The organism is Cupriavidus pauculus, from assembly GCF_008693385.1.
Classification (GTDB): domain Bacteria; phylum Pseudomonadota; class Gammaproteobacteria; order Burkholderiales; family Burkholderiaceae; genus Cupriavidus; species Cupriavidus pauculus_D.
The window spans coordinates 741,882-760,530 of record NZ_CP044067.1 but is presented as its reverse complement, the minus strand read 5'-3'; the positions used below and the strand labels follow the sequence as shown (position 1 = coordinate 760,530).

Annotated in this window: 18 protein-coding genes and 1 pseudogene; 10 read left to right on the top strand and 9 right to left on the bottom strand. The window is 65.9% G+C overall.

Going from position 1 to position 18,649, the window contains the following annotated elements:
- Positions 1–35 precede the first annotated feature (35 nt).
- Together FOB72_RS21710 and FOB72_RS21705 are read left to right on the top strand one after the other, a co-directional pair.
- Entirely contained in the window at positions 36–749 is a 714-nt protein-coding gene (locus FOB72_RS21710) for a cytochrome b/b6 domain-containing protein (RefSeq protein WP_150374774.1), read from the top strand.
- Positions 746–1,522: a molybdopterin-binding protein gene (locus FOB72_RS21705; protein WP_150374773.1), complete on the top strand. Its 777-nt coding sequence runs from the start codon at positions 746–748 to the stop codon at positions 1,520–1,522. Before FOB72_RS21710 ends, FOB72_RS21705 begins: the two co-directional genes overlap by 4 nt.
- A 28-nt stretch (positions 1,523–1,550) precedes the next feature.
- Here the strand turns inward: FOB72_RS21705 and FOB72_RS21700 are convergent, their stop codons facing one another.
- Positions 1,551–2,399: an NAD(P)-dependent oxidoreductase gene (locus FOB72_RS21700; protein ID WP_150377317.1), complete on the bottom strand. Its 849-nt coding sequence runs from the start codon at positions 2,397–2,399 to the stop codon at positions 1,551–1,553.
- An 85-nt stretch (positions 2,400–2,484) separates the two neighbouring features.
- Between FOB72_RS21700 and FOB72_RS21695 the strand changes: the two genes are divergently transcribed.
- A complete protein-coding gene (locus FOB72_RS21695; protein ID WP_150374772.1) occupies positions 2,485–3,081 on the top strand; it encodes a TetR/AcrR family transcriptional regulator in 597 nt (198 codons plus the stop codon).
- On the opposite strand, the gene FOB72_RS21690 is transcribed toward FOB72_RS21695, so the two are convergent.
- Positions 3,062–3,964, bottom strand: coding sequence for an NAD(P)H-binding protein (locus tag FOB72_RS21690; protein ID WP_150374771.1), 903 nt, complete (start codon positions 3,962–3,964; stop codon positions 3,062–3,064). The genes FOB72_RS21695 and FOB72_RS21690 overlap by 20 nt on opposite strands.
- Before the next feature lie 240 nt (positions 3,965–4,204).
- Between FOB72_RS21690 and FOB72_RS21685 the strand changes: the two genes are divergently transcribed.
- Positions 4,205–4,588: a YkvA family protein gene (locus tag FOB72_RS21685; protein ID WP_150374770.1), complete on the top strand. Its 384-nt coding sequence runs from the start codon at positions 4,205–4,207 to the stop codon at positions 4,586–4,588.
- Positions 4,589–4,681: 93 nt separating this feature from the next.
- Entirely contained in the window at positions 4,682–6,313 is a 1,632-nt protein-coding gene (locus tag FOB72_RS21680) for a DUF2957 domain-containing protein (RefSeq protein ID WP_150374769.1), read from the top strand.
- A gap of 232 nt (positions 6,314–6,545) precedes the next feature.
- Here FOB72_RS21680 and FOB72_RS21675 read toward each other — a convergent pair whose 3' ends face one another.
- Positions 6,546–7,427, bottom strand: coding sequence for a LysR family transcriptional regulator (locus tag FOB72_RS21675; protein ID WP_150374768.1), 882 nt, complete (start codon positions 7,425–7,427; stop codon positions 6,546–6,548).
- 90 nt (positions 7,428–7,517) lie between these two features.
- Between FOB72_RS21675 and FOB72_RS21670 the strand changes: the two genes are divergently transcribed.
- The 4 genes from FOB72_RS21670 to FOB72_RS21655 all read left to right on the top strand — a co-directional run bounded on the left by FOB72_RS21670 (position 7,518) and on the right by FOB72_RS21655 (position 11,372).
- Positions 7,518–8,282 (top strand): sulfite exporter TauE/SafE family protein, encoded by a 765-nt coding sequence (locus FOB72_RS21670; protein ID WP_150374767.1) that lies wholly within the window; start codon positions 7,518–7,520, stop codon positions 8,280–8,282.
- 469 nt (positions 8,283–8,751) lie between these two features.
- Complete coding sequence (locus FOB72_RS21665) at positions 8,752–9,624, top strand: LysR family transcriptional regulator (RefSeq protein WP_150374766.1); 873 nt, start codon at positions 8,752–8,754, stop codon at positions 9,622–9,624.
- A gap of 126 nt (positions 9,625–9,750) precedes the next feature.
- Complete coding sequence (locus FOB72_RS21660) at positions 9,751–10,746, top strand: NAD(P)H-quinone oxidoreductase (protein WP_150374765.1); 996 nt, start codon at positions 9,751–9,753, stop codon at positions 10,744–10,746.
- 80 nt (positions 10,747–10,826) lie between these two features.
- The gene (locus FOB72_RS21655; protein ID WP_150374764.1) at positions 10,827–11,372 is read left to right on the top strand and encodes a hypothetical protein; all 546 of its coding nucleotides are present in this window, start codon (positions 10,827–10,829) and stop codon (positions 11,370–11,372) included.
- Positions 11,373–11,376: 4 nt separating this feature from the next.
- On the opposite strand, the pseudogene FOB72_RS21650 reads toward FOB72_RS21655, so the two are convergent.
- The 5 genes and pseudogenes from FOB72_RS21650 to catA all read right to left on the bottom strand — a co-directional run.
- A pseudogene (locus tag FOB72_RS21650) lies at positions 11,377–12,153 on the bottom strand (1,6-dihydroxycyclohexa-2,4-diene-1-carboxylate dehydrogenase); the annotation flags it as partial.
- A 68-nt stretch (positions 12,154–12,221) separates the two neighbouring features.
- On the bottom strand, positions 12,222–13,241 hold the full coding sequence (gene benC, locus FOB72_RS21645; protein WP_150374763.1) for a benzoate 1,2-dioxygenase electron transfer component BenC: 1,020 nt from the start codon (positions 13,239–13,241) through the stop codon (positions 12,222–12,224).
- 20 nt (positions 13,242–13,261) lie between these two features.
- A complete protein-coding gene (gene benB, locus FOB72_RS21640; RefSeq protein ID WP_150374762.1) occupies positions 13,262–13,759 on the bottom strand; it encodes a benzoate 1,2-dioxygenase small subunit in 498 nt (165 codons plus the stop codon).
- A complete protein-coding gene (benA, locus tag FOB72_RS21635; RefSeq protein WP_150374761.1) occupies positions 13,756–15,144 on the bottom strand; it encodes a benzoate 1,2-dioxygenase large subunit in 1,389 nt (462 codons plus the stop codon). Before benA ends, benB begins: the two co-directional genes overlap by 4 nt.
- A 47-nt stretch (positions 15,145–15,191) precedes the next feature.
- Positions 15,192–16,115, bottom strand: coding sequence for a catechol 1,2-dioxygenase (gene catA, locus FOB72_RS21630; RefSeq protein WP_150374760.1), 924 nt, complete (start codon positions 16,113–16,115; stop codon positions 15,192–15,194).
- Between the two features lie 172 nt (positions 16,116–16,287).
- Here catA and FOB72_RS21625 point away from each other — a divergent pair, with 172 nt between their 5' ends.
- Positions 16,288–17,205, top strand: a complete 918-nt coding sequence (locus FOB72_RS21625) for a LysR family transcriptional regulator (protein WP_150374759.1) — start codon at positions 16,288–16,290, stop codon at positions 17,203–17,205.
- 9 nt (positions 17,206–17,214) lie between these two features.
- Here the strand turns inward: FOB72_RS21625 and FOB72_RS21620 are convergent, their stop codons facing one another.
- On the bottom strand, positions 17,215–18,615 hold the full coding sequence (locus FOB72_RS21620) for an FAD-binding oxidoreductase (protein WP_191002374.1): 1,401 nt from the start codon (positions 18,613–18,615) through the stop codon (positions 17,215–17,217).
- Positions 18,616–18,649 lie beyond the last annotated feature (34 nt).

Genomic DNA, 18,649 nt, shown 5'->3' with positions numbered 1-18,649 from the left:
CAGCCGGCCACCCTTGGCCTTTTGAGGCATCCCGCATGAACAGCAATCATCGATTCGTCGCACGGCACTCCGTGATCGTGCGCATCACCCACTGGGCAAACGTGCTTTGCCTCGCCATCCTGCTGATGAGCGGCCTCCAGATCTTCAATGCGCACCCGCGGCTCTACTGGGGCAAGTTCGGTGCGGACGCGGACCATGCGTTGATTGCCGCGTCCGCCTTTCCGGGGTGGCTCACGATTCCTTCGTACCACGACCTCGGCGCCGGCAGGAACTGGCATTTCCTGTTTGCGTGGCTGCTGGTCTTCAACGGACTCGTCTACCTGCTGCACGGACTGTGGCGCGGCCATATCCGTCGCGATCTGCTGCCGGACGCCGATCAGCTGAAGCCGCGGCATCTCTGGCACGAGGTGCGGGATCACGCGCGCCTTCGCTTTCCGAAGGGTGAGGAGGCGCGGCGCTACAACGCGCTGCAGAAGATGACGTACCTCGTCGTCGCGCTGGTGCTCATTCCGCTGATGGTCCTGACCGGACTGACGATGTCGCCGGGCCTCGACGCGGCGTTCCCGTTCCTGCCCGACCTGTTCGGCGGCCGGCCCTCGGCCCGCACGCTGCATTTCCTTACGGCGTCGTCGCTCGTGCTGTTCGTGGTCGTGCATGTGCTGATGGTTGTGCTCTCGGGTTTCTGGAACAACATGCGATCGATGCTGACCGGGCGCTATGCCATCGAACGCGCGAAGGACGATCAATGACAGTCGACCTCAAACGCCGCCGCATGCTGGCGGGCCTGATCGCGACCGCCGGGTCCGGCATCCTTGCCGGGTGCGATCGCATGACGCAGAGCGAATCGTTCGGGGCGGTGCTGCGCAATACCGAGAAACTGACCGAGGCCAGCCAGCGGCTGCTGCTGTCCGGGCAGAAGCTCGCCCCCGAGTACCGTCTCGCGGACCTGTCGCCCGTCTTTCGCGCCAATGGCACGCAGGCGCCCGATTCCGACGAATACCTCCGCCTGAGCGAGAACGGGTTTGCCGACTGGCGGCTCAAGGTGGAAGGGCTGGTCCAGCAGCCGCTGAGCCTGACGCTCGCGGACCTGAAGCGGCTGCCGTCTCGCACGCAGATCACGCGGCACGACTGCGTGGAAGGCTGGAGCGCGATCGGCCAGTGGCAGGGCGTGGCGCTCGGCCGCGTCCTCGACCTCGCGCGGCTGAAACCGGGCGCGCGCTACGTGGTGTTCCATTGCGCCGACGAACTGGAAGCCTCGCTCGACGGCAGCGGGCGCTACTACGAAAGCATCGACCTGCTCGACGCCTACCATCCGCAAACGATCCTCGCCTATGCGATGAACGGCAAGAACCTGCCCGTCGCCCACGGCGCGCCGCTGCGCCTGCGCGTGGAGCGCCAGCTCGGCTACAAGCAGGCCAAGTACCTGATGCGCATCGAGGTCGTGTCGTCGTTCGATGCGCTATGGGGCGGACGCGGCGGCTACTGGGAAGACCGCGGGTACGAGTGGTACGCGGGGATTTGACGGCGACATCCGTGACGTCAGCGGGACATCAGCGGGTCCCGATCGTCAAGTCCGCCATGGCCGACCAGTCTCGGGACCCCATGCCGGCCGCCACGGTTTCCGCCATGCGGTCGTGGACGGCGGCCAGCATCGGTAGCGTGCGACCCGTGTCTGCCGCGGCTTCCGAGGCCAGGCGCAGGTCTTTGAGGCCAAGGGAAGCCTTGAAGCCCGGGTCGTAGTGGTTGCCCGCGATATTGGCCGAGTACACCTGATACGAACGGCTGCCGAACAGCGTGTTCAGGATCAGGTCGAAGAACTGCGCGCGGGGCAGGCCGTTCGATTCCGTCAGCACGACCGCCTCGGCCATCGCTTCGATGGCCATCGCGATCATCATGTTGCAGGCCACCTTGGCCGCGTTAGCAGTGGGCGGTTCGGCGCCCATGTCCCATACGCGCTTGCTGATCGCATCGAATAGCGGGCGGACCTTCTCCATGGCTTGCGGCGCGCCGGCGGCCAGCACGTTGAGTTCGCCGGCCGCGGCCACGTCGGGGCGGCCCAGTACCGGGGCGGAGATATAGGCCACGCCGTTCGCCGCGTGTTGCGCGACGAGCTCGCGCGCAAAGCTCACCGAGATCGTGGCCATGACGATATGGACGACGCCGGGCCGGGCGCGGCTCAGCACGGCGGAGTCCAGCAGCACGGAGCGGATGACGTCGTCGTCGGACAGCATGGTCAGCACCGCATCGCCCTGAAACGCTTCTTCGGGCGACGCGACCATCGTCACGCCGTCGATCGATCCCCCCGACCGGTTCCACGCCTTGACGCGATGGCCGGCTCGCACGAGATTGCGTGCCATGGCCTGGCCCATCGCGCCGAGGCCGATCATTCCGATTTCCATGTTGCGTGCTTCCATGGCGGTGTCCTTGAATTAATGTAGCGATCACTATATATTTCGTTGCATACGGTCGCAAGAGATTTCTATAGTGAGCACTAAACTATTAACCGAGAAGCCGGCCCGCGGTCGTCCCCGCAGCTTCGATCCGGATGCGGCATTGGCCGAAGGGCAGCGCCTGTTCCATGCCGCAGGCTACGACGCCGTGGGGTTGAGCGCACTGACGGAGGCGCTCGGCATCAAGCCGCCGAGCTTCTACACGGCCTTTGGCAGCAAGGCCACGTTCTTCGAGCGCGTGCTCGAACGCTATGCGCGCACGGAGCTCGTGCTGGCCGATGTCCTGCGTCCCGGCCGAGAGCCCGCCGAAGCGATCGCCGACCTGCTCGAGCGCGCGGCACGGCGCTACTCGCGGGACCCGGGCCGCCGCGGCTGTCTGGTGCTCGAATCGGCACGCGGCAACGACGACAGCGAAAGCGCCACGCTGGCGAGGCGAGTCGCGGAAGCCAGGCGCGCGCAGGTGCGGCGCTATATCGCGACGACACATTCAAAGCAGGCCGGTGCCGTCACCGATTATGTGGCGCTCGTGATGTCGGGGTTGTCGGCAGGCGCACGCGAGGGCATGGGCGAGGCCAGGCTTGTCGCGGTCGCGCGTGCGGCTGCCGAGACCGTCAGGTTGATGCTGCGTTGAGCAACGTGTCGCGATGCGCGATCAGAAACGCCTCCACGGACGTTGCGCGCTCGCCTGTCAGCTGCAGGTAATCGTCGCTCGCGGGCGCCATCGCGCCCTGCGCCACGCACGTGTCGATATAAGCCAGCAGCGCCGCCATGGGAGGCGGCATGCCGCTTGCGGATAACCGGCTTGCGGCTTCCTCCTTTGTCACCGGGACGAACCGGATCCGGGTCCCCAGTACCGCGTTGGCAATGGCGACTACGTCCTCGCCGCTCAGCGCGTCCGGACCCGTGATGTCCACGCGCCGATGGTGCGTCATGTCCTGCCCCACGTCTGAACGCAGCGCGGCGGCCGCCGCCATGGCGCAGTTCCCGCGCGTCACGTATGCGACACGCCCCTGGCCCGCAGCCGAGATCCACTCGCCCGTGGCAATCGCTCGTTGCAGCGACATCAACAGCATGTCCATGTAGAACGCGTTGCGCAACACGACGTGACGGAGGCCGCTTTCGCGCAGCATCGCTTCGGTCGCCGCGTGATCGCTGGCGATGGGGCCGAGCGGGGACGTGTCGGCGTTCAATAGCGACGTGTAGACCAGACGCTCGACGCCAGCCTCGCCCGCCGCCGAAATCGCGTGACGGTGCTGCGCCACGCGGCGCGGTCCGCAGTGTTCGGCGCCGGTGCTGACGAGCAGCAACCGGTCGGCGCCCTCGAATGCGTGGGTCGTCGATGCTGGCTGGTCGAAGTCCGCGTACCGGACATCGACGCCATGCGAGGCCAGATGTCGATGCCGTTCGGGCGCACGCGTGGTGCCGACGAGAGAGGGATGTCCGAGCAAGGACGCCATGACAAGCTGGGCGAGCTGGCCCGAGATACCGCTGACGAGAAGGGTAGGTGAGTGCATGACGCAAATCTTCCATAAGCACCGCGGCGTTCATCGCGAACGCGGGTGCAGTCGGTCAGCCGGACCGAAGCCCGGCACCCAGGGCAATCGCCTGAAGCACCCCGACATCAGGGCGCACGCGACTCAGCAGTGGAAGACAATGATTTGCGTCATGCGGGCATTCTAGCCGAGCCGGATTCCCTGTCTACAATGACGCGTCTCTCCACGCCGGCTCTTCACCCAATCTCACCACCCGGATCCATGCCGCTGACCGACGATCTCCGCCAATGGGCGCGACGCATCAAGCGCGACGGCGTGACGCTATATTTCGCCTGCCGGCATCCGGACACGCCGTTCCTGACGAAGGCCCTGTGCATGGTCGTGGTGGCCTACGCGCTGAGCCCGATCGACCTCGTCCCCGACTTCATTCCGGTGCTCGGCTATCTCGACGATGTGTTGCTGCTGCCGGGACTCATCTGGCTGGCCATCCGCCTGATCCCCGCGGAGGTGCTCGCCGCTTCCCGCTTGCAGGCGGAAGCATGGCTCGATGCACAACGCGCCAGACCGACGAGCTATTGGGGCATTGCACTGGTCGTGGGCATGTGGATCGCACTCGCCATTGGCGCGTGGATGCTGCTGCGGTAGACCACGGCAATGCTATAGTCGCGCAAGACTCGCCAGACAAATCATCAGAGCGAGCCGCGGATTGTTCGATTTGGGGTACCGGGGAAATCAAAAATGAAAAAAACGGGATGGACACATCCGGGTCTTGCCACGTCCACGCGTGGCATCTTGCTGGCACTGCCGCTGCTGGCCGCCTTGAGCGGTTGCGGAAGCGACGATCCGCCGGCACAGGCGGCGCCGGTGGCCACGACACCGCCGCCCGCCACGAATCCCGTGCCGCCGGTCACTGATCCCGTCACGCCGGAGACACCGGTTACACCGTTGTGCGCCGCATCGCTCGACTACGGCACCACGTTCACCGGTGCCTCCTCCGGCGGCGAATACATCAAGATCGGCTTCGATACGACGACGCGGCGGTATCGCATGACGTTCGTCGCGTCCGCGGTGCCGACGGCTGCCGGACAAGTCAACCAGACACGCACGGGCCTGACGATCGAAGGCAGCTTCACGCATCCGACGACATTGCCGACCGCCGAACAGAACCGCTGTGCATTCGTGCTGCAGGACGGCCAGACCGCCGACGCCAGCTATGCGGTCACGATCAATCCGGCCAACCCGCCGATGCTGTTCGCGGGCTTCGACGCGGTGACCGGCGGTACGCCCGGCGCGACGATCCAGTACGACGGCGTGGCATTGCTCGGTAACCTCGGCGCGGTGCCGGGACGCACGTTCGACAGCTTCCCGTTCATCGGGTTTGCCCAGACGGAAACGGACCTGTCGCAGGTAGCGGGCCGTTACCACGAGGTCGGCATGTATATGTCGCCAACGGGCACGAGCTACCAGACCGCGCGCCCGCAGGGCTGGGGGCCCGAACCCGCGAACTGGACCGAAACGCTCAATGCGGACGGTAGCTGCACGGCGGAGGGCACCGGGTACTCGTGCAGCACGACGGGTACGCCGTGGACGCGCCGCCAGAATGCGGACCTGACGCAGGACAACGTGTTCATCAGCCGCTCGAGGTCGTCCGGGTCGCCCTACGCGTCGGTCGGCATCGCGCAGCCGATCGTCCTGCTGTCGCCGACGCAGGCACACGGCATCATGATCGTCGGCAAGGTCGGCACCCAGCGCATTCCGGTGATCGTCCGCATCGGCTACTCGTTCATTCCCGCCCAGGCTAGCGACCTCCTCAACACGATCGCCGACGCCCAGGTCGGGCTGTCGCTGCTCGCGCCCGCCACGGCGTTGCAGCCGAACGCATTCGATGGAACATTCGTTGGCGTCACGTCCGCGGCCCTCTGTGGAAAGGTGACCTACGACGGTTCGAGCGGCGCGCCGGCGGTATCGACCGGCGTATTCGACGCCACCGTCGATCATCCCGACCTCCCCGGCACCTACAACGGCACCTACTTCCTTCCCGATATGGGCAACTGCGTGGAAGGGACGGGCACGCGCGCACCCGCGGCCACGTACGTGGCCAGCCTGTTCAGCGGCACGGGCGGCACGCAGGCCGGCGCGGCCACGACCGCCACGACGCCGTCGTTCACGCTCGACTATGCGCAGCCCACGCCGGGCAAGGTCAACCTCGGCGCCCTGCAGGCCTTCAACGCCGCGGACCCGTCCGGCGATGTCGCGCTGTTCCAGGCCGGCGACGCGGGCGTGCTGGTCAGGAACGGGCCGATTTACGCGTTGATCATGAACGCGAACACGTACCATCCGTTCGTGCAGTTCGGCATGGCGCTGCCCTGATACCGCCAATATCGCGCTGCCCGGCGACTTTTCCGACGACGGCCAGCCCGTGCATATGCGCGGCCTCAAGAAGGTGCTCGATCAATACAGCGAGCGCTATGGCATCCAGTTCTTCGCGGCGCCCGGCAACCATGACCCGAACCGCCCAGTCGCCCGAAGTTCTGATGGAATGTGCCTGGAAGCGGTGACGAATCACCGACGGTGACGCGCACATCGCACGATCCGCAAGCCCTCAGACGGTCGGTGCCATCAGCTCTCGCGCCAGTAGCACGGCATGCGGCGATAGTTTCGAGAAGTCCCGCGCGCAAAGAATCAGGCGGCGTGCGCCCCAGGATTCCGATAACGGAAGAATGGCCACGTCGCGGGTGACCGACCGCGCGAGGGCTTCGGAGAGGAGCGACACGCCGATGCCCGCTTCCACGTGCATGGCTACATCGTGCACCGTGCGAAGCTGCACGCGGAAGTTGAATTGCCCCCCGAGGCGCGACGCGCGTTCGCCCAGATAGGTCTCGAGCGCGCTATCGGCCATGCCGACGATAGGCTGATCGAGCACGTCGGCAAACGCCACGCTGTCCAGCGACGCCATCGGGTGGGCGCGGCTCGTCATTACCACCAGCTGGTCACGCGCGACCACATGCGTCTGCAGCGCGCCGAGGTCGGCCGTATCGGCCACGATACCCAGGTCGCCGCGCCGATCGGCCAGCGCGCGCACGATATCGACACTCGTGCGTTCCTCGATATCGACCGAAAGATCGGGGTTCTCCGTCAGGAAGCGGCATAACCGCGGCGGCAGGAATACGCCGAGCGCCGCAGTGTTCGCCAGCAGGCGGATACGACCTTTGAGCCCGGTGGCAAACGTGCGCAACTCCCCGCGCATCTGCTCGACCCGGCCCAGTATCTCGCGCGCATGCCGGACGAGCGCATCGCCCGCGGCCGTCGTACTGACGCCGCGCCGGTTGCGATCGAGCAGCGGCGTGCCCAGTGCCGCCTCCATGCCCGCAATGCGCTCGCTGGCCGATGCGAGGGCCAGATGCATGGCCCGCGCGCCCCGCGTGATGCTTCCAGTCTCCACGACCGTCAGGAACAGCCGCATATCGGTCAGATCGAAGCGCATCGGTCATGTCATGTGGTTTCGGAATGTCCGAAGGCTAGCATGGGAATTGCCAGATTGTGAAACGGTGGCTACCTGACTAGCATGCGTCCCATGGAACCGATTTTCTTGGTATTTGCGGCGGGAATGCTGGGTGGCGCGATGAATGCGCTGGCCGGTGGCGGCTCGTTCGTGACGCTGCCCGCGCTGATCGCGGCGGGCGTCCCCCCGGTTCAGGCGAATGCTTCGAGCACCGTCGCGCTTTATCCGGGCGGCCTCGCCAGCGCGTGGGCCTATCGCGACGGACTGGGTCCGGTGGGATCGGTCTCCCTGCGCGCCTTGCTGGTCGTCACGCTGTGCGGGGGCATGCTGGGCGCGTTGCTGCTGCTGCATACCTCGTCGGTCGCCTTCACGTTCGTGCTGCCCTGGCTGCTGCTGGTCGCCTCGGTCGCGCTCGCGTTCGGCCGGAAGATCGGCGAAGCGCTGCGGGCCCGTGTGCGCATCCATCGGCATGCCGTGCTGTCCATCCAGTTCGCGCTTGGCATCTATGGCGGCTATTTCGGCGGGGCTGTGGGGATCATGATGATGGCGATGTGGGGCCTGCTGGAGAGCCGCGAGATCAAGCATCTGAACGCGCCGCGCACGCTGCTCGTCAGCGCGGCCAACACGGTGGCGGTGGCCGCGTTTATCGCGGCGCAGGCGGTGCAGTGGCCCGAGACGCTGTCCATGCTGGTCGGCGCGGCCATCGGCGGCTATGGCGGCGCGCGTCTCGGCAGGCGCGCGCCGGCCGCAGCGGTGCGCGTCGTCACGCTGATCGCCACGAGCCTGATCACGCTGATGTTCTTCATCAAGGTCTACGGACCGCGACTGTCTCACTGACGATGATGGAGGTTGCCATGCTCGACGCGCTGCTGGACACGCTGGGGCTGCTGGCCGTGCTGGCCAGCATCGCCGCGCACCTGTCGTTCGCGCTCGATCTTTCCTGATCGCAAATTCCGACAGGTCGCCCGGTTTCACGTGGCTGCCGCTCGCGCGCACGTGGATCCTGGGCCTGCGTGCGGATACGAAAAGGCAGGCAGCGCATGGCGCCGAGACGCCGCACGCATGTGCCGGATCATGCCAAGGTGTGATGTCGCTAGGCGATTCGCCCGATGTGCGCTGCGCCAATGTGCAAGGGATTTTCCGGCGGCGAGCCGATACCATGCATCTCAATGTCAAACAGCCCGCATGCGTATGCCGATGTCCATCCTCCATGCATTCATCGAAGCCAGTCGCCGCTATCTGGACCTGACCCCCGTCACGGCCGAGGCTGTACCATTGGCGGAAACTTCAACGTCATGGGTCGGCAGTGAACTGGGACGACACTCGAATCTTTCTGGCGCTCCAGCGCGAGGGAACGCTGCGTAGCGCGGCGCGCGTGGCCGGCGTGGATCAGGCCACCGTGGGGCGCCGCCTCGCGGCGCTCGAACACGCGCTGGGCGCCACGCTGTTTCTGCGCACCTCGGAAGGCTACGTGCTGACGCCGGCTGGCGAGAACGTGCTGCGCTCGGCGGAGAAGATGGAGAAGTCGGCCAACGAACTCGTCAGGCAGGCACAGGGCGCCGATACCCGGCTCGCCGGCGAGGTCAAGGTCACGACGACCGATACGCTGGCGCTCGAGTTCGTGATCCCGGCCATCTCGCGCCTGCATGCGGAACATCCGAACGTGGAGGTGCGGCTCAACACCTCGACCCAGATGCTGAACCTCGCGCGCCGCGAGGCCGATATCGCCATCCGCAACCGCAAGCCCGACAACCCCGACCTGATCGCACGCCGTCTCGCGCGCTGGCCGGTCGGGCTCTACGCCTCGCCCGCCTATCTGGCCGAACGCGGCGAGCCCACGCCCGGCGACGGGTTTGCGGGGCACGACCTCGTCGTGTTCCAGTCGCATCCGACGGCAAGCCTCCAGCAAACGCTGGTGGGACTGCCGACCGAGCACGGACGCCTCGCGGCGGCCGTCAACTCGAGCCTGATGCTGCGCGCGCTGATCCGCATGGGCCGCGCGATCGGCGAGGTGCCCGTGCCGCTGGCCGAGCGCGACGGGCTCGTGCGCATCTGGCCCGGACGCGAGCGGAACCCCCACTACGAGGTCTGGCTGGTCACCCACCAGGACCTGCGGCACACCGCCCGCATTCGCGCCATGATCGACAAGATCACCGAAGCCTTCGACGCCCGATTGTAAGCGGCGGATGGCATTGCCAGATACCTGCACTTTTCCTGTGCAGTGATGCATTTTTGCATCATGGTTTTCAGGCGGTGCGGCACTACCATTCGGGGCATGTCATTCACGTTTGCCATGCCACCCGCAATGAAAGCCGTTCTCTTCCCCTCGTTCGGCGATGCCGATGTGCTGCAACTGGGCGATGCGCCCGTACCGGAACTGCGCCCGAGCGACCTGCTCGTGCGCGTCCACGCGGCGGGCGTCAACCGCGCCGACCTGACCCACCGCAAGGGTGGCTACGGCCGCGCGGACTTCGGCGACTCGGCCCTCATGGGCCTGGAGATCGCCGGCGAGGTCATCGCGGTCGGTGCCGAGGCGCAGGGCTACCGCGTGGGAGACCGCGTGATGGGCGTGGTCGGCGGCGGTGCCTATGCGGAAATCGCGCGCATCGACTGGCGCATGGCCATGCCCATTCCGGCCGGCCTCGACTATGTCCACGCAGCGGCCATTCCCGAGGTCTTCGTGACCGCCCATGAAGCGCTGCTCCATCTCGGCCGCCTGACGCGGGGCGGCGCCGTACTCGTGCATGCGGGTGCGAGCGGTGTCGGCTCCGCCGCCATCCAGCTGGCCCGCGCAACGGGCGCGACGGTGTTTGCGACCGCGGATGCGGCCAAGCACGACCGCGTCGTGCAGTTCGGTGCCGATCATGTCATCGACTATCGCAACGAGGATTTCGCGGCGGTCATCGCGGAGAAGACCGGCAAGCGCGGCGTGGACGCCGTCATCGACTTTATCGGCGCGCCGTACTTCGCGAAGAACATCGCGTCGCTGGCCCATGGCGGCCGCCTCGTTCAGGTTGGACTGCTCGGGGGCGGCGGGGAGGTCGGCATCAGGCTGGAAGACATCCTCTACCGCCATCTGCAGATCATCGGCACGGTCATGAAGTCCCGCACACAGGCCGAGAAGCACGCGATGACGCAACGCTTCCGTGAACACTGGCTCATCCGGTTCGATACGGATGCGGGCCTGCTGCCGATCGTCGACAGCACGTTTCCGCTATCGCGCGCGGCGGACGCGCATCGCCGCATGGAATCGTCCGCCAACGTCGGCAAGATCATTCTTACGATCGGCGGCGAAGACTAAGTCGCCTGGATGTCCACGAAGGTACGCGAGATACCGATGCAGGAGACTAGATCACGTTCTCTCACTCACTGGAGCATGCCATGACCACCGTACGCAAAGACCTCATCCTCTCGCAAAGCGCATTCAGCCACATCATCGACGTGGATGTGAAGCAAGTCGATATCGCGCAATGGCTGTTCGCGCTGCCCGATGCCGAGTATCAGCGCTGCGCGCCTCCCGACCACATCGCGGCCGGCGCAACGTGGACCGACGATGGCCGGCGCATGTCGATCAACGTCGAGATGATCGGCACGGGTCTCGTGGTGCAGCACTACGTGGGCGAAGTCACGGACCCGCAGTACTGCAAGATGGTCTCGATCTCGGACGTCTTCACGCCGCATGGCCGCACGAAGGTGCAGGTCATCTGGGAACTGAGCGCCAAGGGCCTGCCCGACGGCAGGACCGAGTACACGAACGCCGTGACGTCGCACCCGACGGACGACTTCCTCGCGTTCGTCGAGAAGAATGGCCTCACGTTCGAGCAGGCCGCGCGCGACCGCCAGGCGGCATCGGGCGACCATAATCGCCGCGAGACGCCGCTGTTCGCGGAGAGCATCGCGCGGGCCGCGCGCAAGAAGGCTGCTTGATCCGCTAGCCCAGATCGCCGCCGCCGACGGGCACGACCGTCCCGGTCATATAGGACGCCTCGTCGGAGGCAAGGAACAGGATCACGCCGACCTGCTCCGCGATCGACCCATAGCGATGCATCAGGCTCGTGGCCTTCGTCTGCGCGACGATCGCCTCGTACCATCCGGCTTCCTGCGCGCTCTGGCGTTGTTCGTTACGCGGAATCCGGCGGGGCGGCGCCTCGGTGCCGCCCGTCGCGACCGCATTCACGCGAATGCCGTCCTCCGCATGCTCGAACGCAAGGCTCGCCGTCAGCGCATTGACGCCGCCCTTGGCCGCGGCATACGGTACGCGATGAATGCTGCGCGTGGCAATCGAGGACACGTTGACGATTACGCCGGAACGCCGTGCCACCATGCCGGGCAGGACCGCGCGGCAGCCCCATAGCGTCGGGAACAGCGAACGCCGGATCTCGGCCTCGATTTCGTCTTCGGCGTAATGCTCGTAGGGCTTGGCCCAGATCGTTCCCCCGACGTTGTTGACGAGGATATGGACCGCGCCGAATGCCTCCTGCGCGGCCGCCACCATGCGCTGTGCGCCGGCAAACGTCTCGAGGTCCGCGTGGACGGAGATGGCCATGCCGCCCGCCGATGCAATCTCGGCGGTCACCTCGTCCACGAGCGTGGACCGGTCCACCAGTACCACGGTCGCCCCCTCGGTCGCCGCGCGACGGGCCACGCCGCGGCCGATCCCCTGTGCCGCGCCCGTGACGATCATCGTCCGGCCCGCGAATCTGCCCGCGAGTCGGCCCGCACGTTGGCCCGCACGTTGACCCGCGAGTCGGCCCGTATCAGGAAGCGTATTCGCCATCATGCCTCCGCGCTCGCCGAGAACTTCTCGTAGTAGAAATTGGCCGGCGTGATCCCCGAATCCTGCAACCACGCGCGTACTGCCTCCACCATCGCGACCGGGCCGCACAGGTAGATATCGACGTCGCCATCGTTGAGCCACTCGGGCTCGATATGCGCGGTCACATAGCCCTTGCGCGCGTGGCCGCTGCCCGCATCGGCCACGCAGGTGCGATAGCTGAAGCCGCCGACGGCCTGCGCCGCGGCATCGAGGCGATCGGTCGCGACGAGGTCGATGTCGTGCGTCACGCCGTAGACCATGCGCACCGGATGCTCGCTTCCTTGCGCGGACAGGACGCCGAGCATCGAGAGAAATGGCGCGATGCCCGTGCCGCCCGCGAGGAACAGCACCGGTCGCGTGGCGGGGCGCAGATAGAAGCTGCCATAGGGCCCCGAGAACGTCATGCGCTGTCCCGGCTGCGCCTGCGCGGACAGGTAGCCGCTCATCCGCCCCTGCGGCACGTTGCGTACCACGAATGCCGCGCGCGAGGCCCCGGGCGCGGAACTGAACGAGTAGGCGCGCGTCAGCCCGCTGCCCGGAATCTCCACGTTGACATACTGGCCCGGCAGAAAGCTCAGCGCGGAAGGGTCGTCGAGGTCGATCGCGAAGCCGATCGTCGAGTCCGAGAGCGCCGCCACATCGGCAATCGCGCCTTCGTATCGGGACACGCCGGTCTTGCATGCAATGGACGATGCGGGCACACGAATCACGCAATCGGAGCGCGGCCGCGTCTGGCACGACAGCACGTAGCCCTGCGCGGCCTCCTCGGCTGTGAGCGCGTCCTCGATATAGCTCGACTCGGGCAGGTCGTAGCGGCCGGACTCGCAGAGCCCGCGACAGGTCCCGCACGCGCCGTCGCGGCAGTCGAGCGGGATATTGATCTTCTGGCGATATGCGGCATCGGCCAGCGTTTCGTTCTCGGCGCAGGAGATAAAGCGCGTCACGCCATCTTCGAACTGCAGAGCAATGGTATGTGCCATGGCTGTCCCCATCGTTGGTATCAGATGTGATAGATATCGATGACCTGGTGGATGTAGTCGTTCTTGAGTACGACGTACTTGTCCAGGATGCGCGGGGTCTCTCCCGAGAAATCGATCACGTAGCGCGACATGCCGAAGTAGCTGAAGTTGGTCTGGTAGCGGTGCGCCAGCGTGTGCCAGTTGAAGCGCACCGTGGCGGTCTGGCCATCGATCTTCTCGATCTCGATATTGCTGAGGTTGTGGCTCGTGCGCGTATCGGGAATCGTCGCGCTCGAGCGCTCGGTCTTGATGCGGAACACGCGGTCCTCGAGACCCTGCCGGTTCGGATAAAAGATCAGCGAGATCTCGCGCTCGGGATCGGCCACGAGCTGCCCGTCATCGTCCCAGCAGGGCATCCAGAAGCGTGCTTCGGGGTGGTAGCAGGTCAGCCAGTCGTCCCATTGCTCGTCGTCGAGCAGGCGCGATTCGCGGTAGAGGAACGCCGATACGTCGTGGATCTGGATGGCGGCGGCGCTCATGCTGCGTCTCCCACCGCCCGTTTCATCGTCTCGAGCCAGTAGCGATGCTGGATCGTATAGAGGCCTTCGTCCTCCGTCCGCAGTCCGCTCATCACGGGATGGAGCCCGATCTGCTTCGCGGCGTCGTCGGCGCCCTCGATCCAGTGCGTGGCCCCGCGGCACATATCGTTCCACGGCAGCGCCTGTCCTGCATAACCCTGCTGGCAGGCGCGAAACTCCTCCAGATCGTCCGGGGTCGCCATGCCGCTGACGTTGAAGAAGTCCTCGTACTGGCGAATGCGGCGCGCGCGCGCCTCGTCGGACTCGCCCTTCGGCGCAATGCAGTAGATGGTCACCTCGGTGCGATCGACGGACAGCGGACGCAGCAGCCGGATCTGCGAGCCGAACTGGTCCATGAGGTAGACGTTGGGATACAGGCAGAGATTGCGCGAGTTCTGGATCATCCAGTCCGCGGTCGCGGCACCGCAGCGTTCGGCGAACTCGTCGCGTCGCGCGAAGTTGGGACGATCCTCGGGATTCGCCCAGCGCGACCACAGCAGCATATGGCCATGGTCGAACGCATAGAAGCCGCCGCCTTGCTTGCCCCAGTTGCCGGCGTCCATCGCGCGGATCTTGTCCTCGCGCTCGTTCTGCTGCTTGCGCTGGCTGGTGGTGGCCGCATAGTTCCAGTGCACGGCGGACACGTGATAGCCGTCGGCGCCGTTCTCGGCCTGCAGCTTCCAGTTGCCCGCGAACGTATACGTGGACGAACCGCGCAGCACTTCGAGGCCATCGGCGGACTGATCGACGATCATGTCGATGATGCGCGCGGCATCGCCGAGGAACTGCTCGATCGGCAGCACGTCTGCATTGAGGCTGCCGAACAGGAAGCCGCGATAGTTGGCAAACTTCGCCACCTTCTTGAGGTCGTGCGAACCTTCCTTGTTGAAGCATTCGGGATAGCCGGCCTGGTCGGGGTCCTTCACCTTCAGCAGCTTGCCGCTGTTGTTGAAGGTCCAGCCGTGGAACGGGCACGTATAGGTGGCCTTGTTGCCGCGCTTGTGCCGGCACAGCATCGCGCCGCGATGGCTGCACGCATTGATGAATGCGTTGAGCTCGCCCTGGCGGTTGCGTGCGATCACGATCGGCTGGCGGCCGATATGCGTGGTGTAGTAGTCGTTGTTGTTCGGAATCTGGCTCTCGTGCGCCAGATAGATCCAGTTGCCCTCGAAGATATGCTTCATCTCGAGTTCGAACAGCGCTTCGTCGGTGAAGGCCGCGCGATGCAGCCGATAGTCGCCGGTGGCCTTGTCCTCGACGAGGAAGCGATCGAGGCTCTCCACGCTGTGTGGCGGCGTTTGAGGACGAGCGGGGCCCGCCCCGGTATCCAGATGGATCGGGATCATGGTTGTCTCCTGCTGGGCGTACTTGCGAGGGTGCTTATGCGGGATGCTTATGCGGCGGCGCGAATGCGCTCGACTTCCGCGGCGGGCGCCTCGGCCGCATCGCGCAACAACCGGAAGTCGAAATCGATCGACGCGAACGGCTTGCTCAACTGAAGCCTGTCGAGCTGCGCGGGGTCGTCGATGCGCCGGATCGGCGGCACGAGTCCGTCGCGGCTGGCAAACGCGAAGTCGTCCCACAGGTGCGCGTCGCCATCGATATTGATCTGCGTCGTCAGCTTGCGATGGCCGGGCGCCGAGACGAAGAAGTGGATATGCGCGGGCCGCCGGCCATGGCGGCCCAGCAGGTCGAGCAGGCGCTGCGTGGTCCCTTGCGGCGGGCAGCCATAGCCCATCGGCATATTGCTGCGGAAGCCGTAGCGGCCCAGCGCATCCGTGACGATCGTGCGGCGCAGGTTGAACGCCGACTGCGTCTTGTCGAAGAACGAATAGTTGCCGAGCAGGTTCGCATGCCAGACCTCGACCTTCGCGCCAGGCAGCGGCTTGCCCGCGGTGTCGTACACGGTGCCCTGCATAAAGAGCACTTCGCCCTGCGCGGATTCGGTGCCGTCGTCGAGGCGCGCAAAGCCCGTGGACTGGGGCGCGCCCGCGACATACAACGGGCCTTCGATGGTGCGCGGGGTGGCACCCGTCAGGCCGGCGCGTGCCTCGGCTTCATCGGCGCGGATATCGAGAAAGCGTTCCAGGCCGAGGCCCGCGGCCAGCAGGCCGAGCTCCTGCGTCGCGCCGGCTTCGCTCAGATATTCGATGCCTTTCCAGACTTCGCTCGGGGTCAGGTCGAGGTCTTCGATGGCCTGGAACAGGTCCGTTGTCAGCCGCACCACGACCTGCTGGACGCGCGGGTTCGGGGTGCCCTGGGTGGCCGTGTCGACCAGAAATTGCCTGACCAGCGTCTGGATGTCAGCGTGCGTCATGTCTCGCTCCGATATGTCTCTCTAGTGGGTTCGAACGGTCGGTCACTTTATGCTTGCTGGGTATTAACCCTATCTCAAGCTTGCCGTGCGACGTGTTGGGGAGCATAGTTGACGCGTATTCGGCCCGTCCAAGACTGAATGAGTATCCGGGCGATACCAAAAAGGTATGAAGATGGAACTGAGACATTTGCGTTACTTCGTGGCCGTGGCAGAGGAACGCAACTTCACCCGCGCGGCGGAAAGGCTGCACATCGCCCAGCCGCCGTTATCGCGGCAGATCCAGCAACTGGAGGAATCGCTCGGCGTGCTGCTGTTCGAGCGCAACGCGCGGCCGCTGAAGCTGACGGACACGGGGCGCTACTTCTACACGCAGGCGATGCAGCTGCTCGCGCAGACCGCCGAACTCGAGGCGATGACGCGGCGGGTGGGCAATATCGAGCGCACGATGTCCATCGGTTTCGTCGGCTCCACGCTGTACGGCATGCTGCCGCGCATCATCCGGCGGTTTCGCACCGCGCATGCGGATATCGAACTCACGCTGCACGAGATGTCCACGATGGACCAGATCAAGGCGCTGAAGGAGGGCCGCATCGACGTCGGCTTCGGCCGCATACGTCACGACGACCCCGCTGTGCGACGTGTCGTACTGCGCGAGGAGCGCATGATCGTGGCGCTGCCGCAGGGGCATCCGTTGTCGTTGGGCCGTACGCAGCTGGCGCTGCACGATCTGCTCGACGACACGCTGATCATTTTCCCGAAGGCGCCGCGGCCGAGTTTCGCCGACCAGGTGCTGGCCGCTTTCCACGACCGCGCGTTACGGCCGCGGCGGATTCAGGAAACGCGCGAGCTGCAGATCGCGCTGGGACTCGTGGCGATGGGCGAGGGCATCGCCGTGGTGCCGAGCAGCGTCTATGGCCTGAAGCGCGACGACGTGACCTATGTGGAACTGGACGACCCCAAGCTCGTCTCGCCGATCATCATGAGCACGCGGGCGCTCGACGAATCGGAAGACCTGCGCGCGTTGCTCGATCTGATCTATCGCCTCTACGAGGAAATCGGCATGGAGTACCTGCCGCCCGCATCGGAATGACCCGCCTGGTCAGCCTGGCCGGATATTGGCGCACCGAAGGAACAGATTCGTGGGGTCGTACTGGCGCTTGAGCTGCTGCAGCCGGCCGTAGTGCGGGCCGAAGGCGTTGCAGATGGCGTCCGCGCTATCGTCGCCGAGAAAATTGACGAGTTGCGTGGCCGCCGAGTATGGGCGCAGCGCGTCGGCGAATGCAGCCGTCCATGCGGCATACGTCGCGTCGTCCTCGGCATCGGTCCATCTGGCCTCGATGCCGATGTTGTACGCCGCATGCCGATGCGGAAACGCCGTGGCATCGAGCGGCGTGCGGGCGATCGCACCGCCCAGGCACTGCACGAGCGTCATGCAGAACGGCGACGGGGCGCGTTCGGCGTGGCCGACGAGTTGCGCGATCGCGTCATCGGTCAGCTCGGGCATCAGCGCCGATTGAATGCGATTGCGGAATCCGTCCGGGCTGCCCGCATCGGCGATGCGCTGCATGACGTCGAACGGCATCGGGGCGATCGTGTCCACGAGCGGTGTCGCGAACGCGCGTATCGGCGCGACATCGCGCATCGCGTCTTCTGGGCTGCCGCAATGGCAGACCATCACGGCGACCGCCGGCACGCCGTCCGGCGTCGACATCAAGGCCGCGTACGCGGTCAGGGTGTCGGGTGCGGTTTGCATGAATGCGCGGTACTGGCGCAGCACGTGCGTCGCCTCGCTGCGCGGAAACAGCACGATGCCGCCGAGCACCCGATCCACGGGATGCGACTGGAACACCAATGTCGTCATCACCCCGAAGTTACCCGCGCCGCCGCGCACGCCCCAGAACAGATCGGGGTTGGCCTGCGCGTCGGCCACGATCGACGCCCCGTCCGCGGTCACGATCTCGCACGACATCAGGTTGTCGCATGCGAGGCCGTATCGGCGGCTCAGCCAGCCGATGCCGCCGCCCGACGTCAGGCCCGCGATGCCGACTCGCGAATGGGCACCCATCGGCACCGCGCGGCCGAATGCGCTCGTCACGGTGCTGAGATCGCCGACCCGTGCGCCCGCGCCGGCCACGACCATGCCGGTCTCGGGGTGCATGACCACACGGTTCATCGCCGACATGTCGATAACGAGTCCGCCGTCGCAGAGCGCCCATCCGGTCACGCCATGCCCGCCACCCTTGATGGCGAGCGGTATGCGATGCCGCCGGGCGAGTCGCACGGCGGCGGCTACGTCCTGCGTGTCCGCGCACCGCGCGATCAGTCCGGGATACCTGTCGATGCCGGCATTCCACAACCGGCGTGCCGCGTCATACTCTGCATCGGCGGGGCCGATAAGGTTTCCACGAAAGCCCGATTTGAAGGCCGTGACAATGTCGTCCGGCAACATTGCTTCCGTCATGCTGGCGCGGTCGCGCCATTTGAGCGATGGCTGGGTCATGCTGATTCCTGTAATCGATCTGCGAAGGATGCGA